The organism is Bacillus cereus group sp. BfR-BA-01360, from assembly GCF_022663595.1.
Taxonomy (GTDB): Bacteria; Bacillota; Bacilli; order Bacillales; family Bacillaceae_G; genus Bacillus_A; species Bacillus_A cytotoxicus.
In genome coordinates this window covers 1-6,933 of record NZ_JAKUFV010000047.1, presented here as the reverse complement: position 1 = coordinate 6,933, position 6,933 = coordinate 1, and the positions used below count along the sequence as shown (strand labels likewise).

The following is a 6,933-nucleotide window of genomic DNA, read 5'->3' as shown; positions in this document are numbered from 1 at the left end:
ACGCATTATAAAGAATAATGGACTTACCATCTTTCTTTTTTCGCCAACCCTTACTGTACTTTCCTGTATCTTTAGGGCTATCTTGCCTTAATTTATTTATCGCTTCATCTGCCACATCTTCTTGTGCATCTATTAAATCCTCTTCCACAGTATTTGCATATCTTTGTAATTCTCTAGCAAGTTCGCTCGCAAAATCATTCATATCAAACACGCTCCTTTGCAATGATGGTTAACGTTCTATTCATTTCATCATCGTTCATAGGTGGTTCAATGATATCGAAGATACGACCTTTTAAATTAATGCGCATCAGTTCTGTTATGCCATGTGTGTAAGGAATAATAAAACGATAGATTCTTGTTGCTTGTGACGCTGATGCTTCCATATATTCCGATCCTTTTAACGTTTTTATCATCGCCCATACTTTTTTTAATTCAGTCCATGATGTTTCAATCACTTGCCCAAACTCATCTTCTATTGTGATAGGCTGTTCAATGATAATTCGATTTCTAAAATCACCTGTATTTAAAGGTTTTTTATATTGAAACGGACGCACATTAATCACCGTCCAGCTTAAATTCTTCTAATGCTTTATCGATACTTAAACTATTAATCTGACTCAAAAAATTCTTGTCAAAATACTCTAAAGCATCATTGTATACATAACGAGAGCGTTCAAAGACTAATTCCTTGAACTCTTCGTCAGTATTTAAATGATAATCTCCACAAACTCTTAATAGAGCTTTATTAGACGCAGAAAGGATGCGTCTAAGGTTATCATCTTCATCATCACCTAAATGCATCCTTTCCTTGAATTCTTCTAATATTTCATTTGAAATTGTTGTGATGTCCATTCACATCACTCCTTATTTAGTCTCTGGAGCTGGAGTTTCAGGCGGCGTAAACGAAATTTTTAAATCATATACAAGCGCTGCTTTGTTATCTTTTGGCTTACCATTCGCAAACTGTTTAATTGTATAAAGTGTTGCATCTTCAATCGCCAATGTTTGGTCAAACTTTTTAAGTTTATATCCACCTGCAATTACTGCAAGATACTGCCCTTTTACAAAGAATAATGCTTTTCCAACTGGAACTTCTTCAGATTCTACGACTTTAATGTTGTAAGGTAATGCCATTACCCATTGTCCGTTTGCTGTTTGAATTGTATTACGCGCTTGTACACCAATTGCATCCACAGGATTTACAACCATCACAATTTTGTTTAACACTTTACGTGTTTTACCTTTTTCATCAGTCGATAAGGCTTTTACCACCTCGTATAGTTCACCAGCTACAGTTTCGCCAAATTGAGAAGGTGCAAATGTTAATGTACCAGATGACTTCTTATCAGTAATAGCACCTGTTTTAGAATTAACATCTTTCATTAACCCAATTGGCTGATGTACTGTAGCGCCACCACCATTTACAAAGCCAAACTCTAAACCTACTGAATATGATTCTACTAATAAAGTTCGAACATAACGTTCAACCCAAACAGGACCTAATTCCAGCATGTCGTTTGGAATCGCTGCAAATGCTGTTAATTTCAGTTGACCAATTTGTTCTTCACGGAATGCTGCATTAACTTGTCCTTTAATTTCACCGAATAATGGACCCCATGCATACGCTTTTGTTGGATTAGAATAAATAAATTTTGTTACTGCTCCTAGATCTTGAAGGCCAATTTCTGCAAGTAAAGGATGTTCTGTAACTAAATCCTCAAAAACACGTTCTTGCGTTGTATATGGAAGGATTGAGTCATCTTTAAATCCACCATCTTGTACAACTGCATTAAAGAATTTTGTTTCTTCAGAAGTTAAAACATTTTGACCACGTTGCTGCAGAATTGAACGATCTAACATTTCATCGTTCACCTGTGTACGAACTGTATTAATTACATCTGTTTGCATTGCATCAAAGAAATTTTGAAATGCTTCTGCTTGTTCTTTTTCTGTGCTTTCAGGATTTGATAAAGCATTCGTCAATTTCTCTTTCGCCTTATTAAACGCTTCAGATTTATTAAATTTAATCGTCATTATGTGTTTCCCCCAATTTTTATAATTTTAAAAAGAGCTTACTCAAGTTCCTTTTTTCTGCTGTTGCAGGTACCGTTTCTTGTCCAGGCTCTCTTTGTTGGTTTTTATATTGATTTAATTCATTTTGCATTGATTCTATTTTAGCTTTCAATTGAGCTAGTTCCTCGCTTGTATTGTCTTCCACAGTTGATGAAGTAGTAGTGGCGAAGCCAATCTCAACAGCTTCGTTTGCGCTAAACCATGTCTCTTCATTTACCATATTGCGAATTTCTTCTCGCTCAACGTTTGCACGAGTCATGTAAATATCGATGATGCCATCTTCTAATTTTTCAAGCATATCAGCTTCTTTTCTCATAAATGTTTTACTTCCCCACACAAATGTTGAAGCTTCATGAATCATCAACATCGAACCTGCACCCATGATTAACTCATCTGCTGCCATAGCAATAATAGAAGCCGCTGAACAAGCCCAGCCATCTACATGAATTGTAACCTTTCCCTTGTGTGCCTTTAGACGATTGTAAATAGCAATTCCATCAAAAGCACTACCTCCTGGAGAGTTAAGATGAATAATTAAATTATTATTACCAGCTTCTTTTAAAGCATTGTCAACATCTGTTGCTGAAGTAGAATCCCACCACCACGATTCACCAATATCTCCGTAAATCGTCAATTCACTAACTCCATTATCTTCATCATGAACTACAGCAAAATTATGTGGGATGCTTGCTAACTGCTCATTATATTTTTGATTCTTAAAACCAAATTTACGTTTCATCTGCTTCATTTTTATTCTCACCTCCTTCAAAATCATTTAATCTAGTATAGTTTTTCGTAATATGATGGATATCAAGATTAGGATCATCTGAAATCTCATATCCTACTTCTAATCGAATTTCATTACCTGTAAACGCGCTTGAAGAAATCAATTTATCGATACTTGTCGCAAGGTCAAATATGCTTTGATAAGAGACAGGTTTTATTTCAACCTTTTGTCCTGCAAGGTACTCATTCATTTCAAAGAATTTCATATTCGATTCGTCTGAAAGTTTCTTGAGTAAGGGTTTTACAGTAAACAGCATGTAATTTTTTGTTTGTTTTTCTACATCAGCCATTTCACCGAATATCAAAGATGTTGGAATGCCAATGGCCATCGCTACTTGACTTAAAAAACCATTTGTTACTTTGTTAATTTCCTCCACACTTGGACCATTCGCAACACCATTGTATATCTCATTATAATTAATACCTTTTTGCTGTGGAACAATAGCTATATCTTTCGACCCAATTGACTTATACATGTTGTCTATAAACTCTTGTAACTTTGCTATTTGTTCCTCAGTTTTAGCTCCAATCATATCCATGTCCACTGTTCCACGAACTTGATTTTTACGCTTTTGAGAGTTTAAAATTCTTCCGAATAAATCACCATAATCAGCGAAAAGACCATCAATAAGCGGTGATAGTCTGTCGTTTCGATATTTTAAATGAATGACCTCACTTTGTTTGAAGTTTCTTTTAAACTGATAATCCTTTACAGTCACATTTGAAAAGGTATCTTCAAATACAGCATATTCATTATGTTCAAAGTCATCTGCAATAAGTAGATCACCATCATCAGCTTGTATAATTAAAGCTTCATTATCATAAATGAGTTTGTAAATATACTTTTCCCAAAAGGTGCTTGCTGTCATATTCTTATTAGGTCTAACATTTAATCGATAATATAACTCATCCTTCACAAATTCTTTGCCATTCTTGATTCTAAATTCTGATTGACTAATTGTTCTTCCTAAAAAGGATATACAGGTATCAATCGCCAATCGTTTCATGTGGACTCTGTTAGCCGAATCGATAAACATGTCTACATCAAACATAAAAGCTATTTCTTTATTTCTTTTTAATACATTATCTAGCCATCCAATTGTCATCACCCCCTTTATTAGAATTTAATATCACTTAGTATGAAGTCAGTTTCTTCTTGTATTTCATCAGCCCTATACAATGCGTGTACAAAACATTGAAATCCGTCTGTTTTTCTACGTACAGGCTCTTTCTTCTCATATACTTTATTGCCATCTTTTTTAATTACAACTAAAACATTTTGTGTGTACCAACGCATTAATGGATTATCGTCGAAAATAATTTGATGATTTGCAAATGCCATTTCAATGCGTGGCGCTAGTAAACTATGAATTGCTTTTGGATTTCGAATTACCTCGATTTCAAATCCTTCAGCTTCCAATAGTGGCCGTATCGCTTCCATACGAAAATTATCAGCTATAATCTTTTTAATTCCATATTGCTCTCGCATTTCTACAAACCAATTAACAATATGGATTGGGTCGATTGTTGGTTCGTCCACAACTGTTAACAAACCTTGTTCTTCCCATTCTTTTATTGGAGCAAACTTCTGTTTTTTGAACTCTCCTGCTTTTTTAGAATATCCATAATAAATATCACCAAATTCTTTTCGGACAAAGGAATGAGTTTTAAAAATATAGTTTCCATCCTTTCTAAATAAAAGCCCGCATGCTGCGAAATCTCGAATACTCGCAAAATCTAACGCACCAATGCATTCTTGTCCATATAAATCAGGAAACGGACGATTAGTCGCTTCAATTTCCGACCATTTCGCAACAGAACGCTCTAAATTCGTAACTGGTAAATTCATACGTTTTGTCATAAACTCTTCTCGATTACTCGGATCATCTTCTAAATCTTCATATTCCTCTTTAATCGTTTCAAGTAAACCTTCGGCATACTCACTTAAAGGTTTTGATAACATCGGATTTGCCATTTCCCAATTATCCTGGTCATCTACTTCACTTTCATCATTCAGTTTACAGATGAATGGAAAAATAGCATTAGGACGTGCTTCTCCGCTTAGAACCTTCATCGCTTTTTCTTTTAATTTATCTAAAAAGCCATCTCGCACATATCCGTCTGTACCAATATAAAACTCACGCGGGTTCTTCTTTTTTCCTAAGCCGCTGATGTGGACGCGGACATCTTTGTTACTTTCATATTGATGTATTTCATCAAATACAACTGCACCATCTCGCAAACCATCTTTTGTATCTCCATTTGAAGTTCTAAACTTCAGCACACTTCCAGTTGCTTTAGAAATTGTTTGCGTTAATGTCGTTTTAAATGCTCGTTGCAATATTTCATTTCGTTTAATGCATTTGTGAACTTCATCAGGACTTGTTTTAGCTTGTTCTTCACTGTTTGCAACAACGGAAATGTTATACTCCAAAATGCCATGCATTTCACTAATTAAAAAATGAATGATGACCGATATTAATCCGTTTTTACCGCCACCACGTCCAAGCATCCACAAGAATTTACGGTAAAATACACGTCCATTTTTCTTATAAAATAAAAAGACGAATGCTATTAAGAATTTCTGAAATGATTGTAACGGAAAGTACCACTTCTCTCCGAAACGGATACACTTCTCAATCATTTCATCATCAAAATACAAATCGTCTCTATTCAAAACGTATTTTTCTAGATATTCAATTAACAGTTCTCTTTCTTTGTTGAACTTTATTTTCCTACTTCTATAAAGCTCAATGTATTCATCTACATACTTTTGTCTAATCATATTAAATCACTTGGACTATAACTCGAATTAGAAGCACCAACTTTAGGAACAAATTTTATATCTCTTCCTAAAGCAATTAATGAACTGTTAATTTTGTTTCTTTCACTTATGAGAGGGTGGGCCTTCACAAATGTTTGAGATCCGTTTTTAATTGTGACGGACTCACCTTCTTTGTTAATTGTTCTATTTATTTTTCTAAACGCTTTTACCAAATCAATGTACCGTTCTACCTTTTCAACCTCAACTAAATCCGTCGTATCAATACTATTCATGAGCTGTTCTTTTAATTTTGTAATGCTAACAGCCATCTACCCACCCCCCTTACGTGCGTAAATTCGAAAAAAATTGGACAATTAACCCCCACCACCGGTGCCCCTTAGAGCAATTTTTGGTGAAATTTTTTAAGGGGGGTATTGTCCCTGAATTATTTTTACCACTTTTCATCGTGTTCCCATTTGTTGATTTTCTTTTTAAATATTCTATCGTGTTCTTTATTATGGCAATCCACACAGACTGTTTCAAGGTTGTCTATTTCTAATGCAAGTTCTGGATGATGTTCAAGTTCTTTTATATGATGTACAACGAGTTGTATCTTCTTACGCTTTGCACTCTCGCTGTATTCATTTGTATCAGTACGAACATGACCATTACGTTTACATTCTTGACACTCATAATTGTCACGCTTCTTTACTTGCTCACGTATACTCTTCCATGCTCCACTGTCATAGAACTTACGCTTCTGTTGTTTGGTTTTGTATTGCTTCACTGTTACTCATCCTCTAATATCTTATGAATGAATTTCGTTACAACACTTTCACCAGCTTCCTTCATTTGATTTAGCGTTGAGTTGCTGACTATATTATCTAATTCACTCTCTACTTGTTTTAATAAATCATTACCTTTATCAAGTTCTTCCTCATCTAATCCTTGAATGAATGCACTAAGAGCAATCGCTACCTCTAGTTTAGTTAGTTCCATTTACCTTCACTCCTTCCTTTCTTTTCAACAACAAATAAGACGCTACATAATTTACAGTAGCGCCTACAATACTTAAAATTGATCTGAACGTTTTATGTCTAGTTTACTTACTTGTAATTTAATGGAGTAGTCTGCTGTCTGTTCAATTGTAGATTGAGCAATTGATTTTATATCGAAAGATACTTCAGACGTTTCAGATTGACCTTTAAATTTATGCATCACCTTTTCCAACTTCTCTAATGCATCTGCACATTCATTAGCTGCTTCAGTTACTTCCTTAATTCCCTCTAATGCTTCAGTTGTATCCGCAG

At 34.7% G+C, this 6,933-nt stretch carries 10 protein-coding genes and 1 pseudogene; all 11 read right to left on the bottom strand.

What is annotated here, in order from left to right; genetic code table 11:
• The coding region (locus MR056_RS21490; protein ID WP_242136709.1) for an HK97 gp10 family phage protein at positions 1-202 on the bottom strand (202 nt) is incomplete at its 3' end.
• 1 nt (position 203) lies between these two features.
• Complete coding sequence (locus tag MR056_RS21485) at positions 204-554, bottom strand: phage head closure protein (RefSeq protein ID WP_242136708.1); 351 nt, start codon at positions 552-554, stop codon at positions 204-206.
• A gap of 1 nt (position 555) precedes the next feature.
• Positions 556-852 (bottom strand): hypothetical protein, encoded by a 297-nt coding sequence (locus MR056_RS21480; protein ID WP_242136707.1) that lies wholly within the window; start codon positions 850-852, stop codon positions 556-558.
• Positions 853-864: 12 nt separating this feature from the next.
• On the bottom strand, positions 865-2,034 hold the full coding sequence (locus MR056_RS21475; RefSeq protein WP_242136706.1) for a phage major capsid protein: 1,170 nt from the start codon (positions 2,032-2,034) through the stop codon (positions 865-867).
• A 19-nt stretch (positions 2,035-2,053) separates the two neighbouring features.
• Positions 2,054-2,821, bottom strand: coding sequence for a head maturation protease, ClpP-related (locus MR056_RS21470; protein WP_242136705.1), 768 nt, complete (start codon positions 2,819-2,821; stop codon positions 2,054-2,056).
• Positions 2,802-3,965, bottom strand: coding sequence for a phage portal protein (locus MR056_RS21465; RefSeq protein WP_242136704.1), 1,164 nt, complete (start codon positions 3,963-3,965; stop codon positions 2,802-2,804). The genes MR056_RS21470 and MR056_RS21465 overlap by 20 nt, the downstream gene beginning before the upstream one ends.
• 11 nt (positions 3,966-3,976) lie before the next feature.
• On the bottom strand, positions 3,977-5,644 hold the full coding sequence (locus tag MR056_RS21460; RefSeq protein ID WP_242136703.1) for a terminase TerL endonuclease subunit: 1,668 nt from the start codon (positions 5,642-5,644) through the stop codon (positions 3,977-3,979).
• Positions 5,641-5,952 (bottom strand): P27 family phage terminase small subunit, encoded by a 312-nt coding sequence (locus MR056_RS21455; RefSeq protein WP_242136702.1) that lies wholly within the window; start codon positions 5,950-5,952, stop codon positions 5,641-5,643. Before MR056_RS21455 ends, MR056_RS21460 begins: the two co-directional genes overlap by 4 nt.
• A gap of 122 nt (positions 5,953-6,074) precedes the next feature.
• Entirely contained in the window at positions 6,075-6,410 is a 336-nt protein-coding gene (locus MR056_RS21450) for an HNH endonuclease (protein WP_242136701.1), read from the bottom strand.
• Positions 6,411-6,412: 2 nt separating this feature from the next.
• Positions 6,413-6,622 (bottom strand): hypothetical protein, encoded by a 210-nt coding sequence (locus tag MR056_RS21445; RefSeq protein ID WP_087099177.1) that lies wholly within the window; start codon positions 6,620-6,622, stop codon positions 6,413-6,415.
• 72 nt (positions 6,623-6,694) lie between these two features.
• A pseudogene (locus MR056_RS21440) lies at positions 6,695-6,933 on the bottom strand (hypothetical protein); the annotation flags it as partial.